This is a genomic window from Streptomyces sp. NTH33, from assembly GCF_003236365.1.
Lineage (GTDB): Bacteria > Actinomycetota > Actinomycetes > Streptomycetales > Streptomycetaceae > Streptomyces.
The window spans coordinates 1-603 of record NZ_POTZ01001077.1; the positions used below are offsets into that span (position 1 = coordinate 1).

At 75.8% G+C, this 603-nt stretch carries 1 pseudogene; it reads right to left on the reverse strand.

What is annotated here, in order from left to right:
• Positions 1-2 precede the first annotated feature (2 nt).
• A pseudogene (locus C1I97_RS38550) lies at positions 3-603 on the reverse strand (tetratricopeptide repeat protein); the annotation flags it as partial.

Genomic DNA, 603 nt, shown 5'->3' on the forward strand with positions numbered 1-603 from the left:
GGTCAGCCGTGTACCTGGCCCAGCCACTGCAGGGTTCGCCGGACCTCGCCCGGAAGCGGGTGTCCCGGGCCGTGGCGGCGCTCCGCGTCGTGCAGCAGGCGCAGCAGGGTGTCGTGGGCGGCGGCCCGGTCGCCGAGGGCGAGCAGCAGGTGTCCGATGCGGCGGCGGAGCTCGAAGGGCAGGTCGGGGTCGGCGGCCGTGTACGGGTTCTCCGCGAAGCGGTTCTCGAAGTACGGCAGCAGGGCCCGGTACTCGGTGAGCGCCGCGGCCGGTTCGCCGAGCTGTTCGAGGCACTGCGCGGCGTCGTAGCGGAACCGGAGGGACTGCGGGTCGGCGGGGCCGGCCTCGGCGGCCCGTTCGTCGGCCAGGCGCCGCAGTTCGGGCAGGGCACGCCGGTACTGGCCGTCGTCCATCAGCGTGGCCGCGTACTGCTTGCGCAGCGTGCGGACGACCGGGGAGTGCTCGCCGTGCTGGGCGGCGGCGGCCGGGAGGATCGCGCCGAGGATGTCGACGGCCTGGGTGATGCGGCCCTCGCCGAGCAGCCGTTTGACCTCGTCGACGGCGGTGGCGACGTCGTGGTGGCCGCCGGCCCCGGCGGTGGGC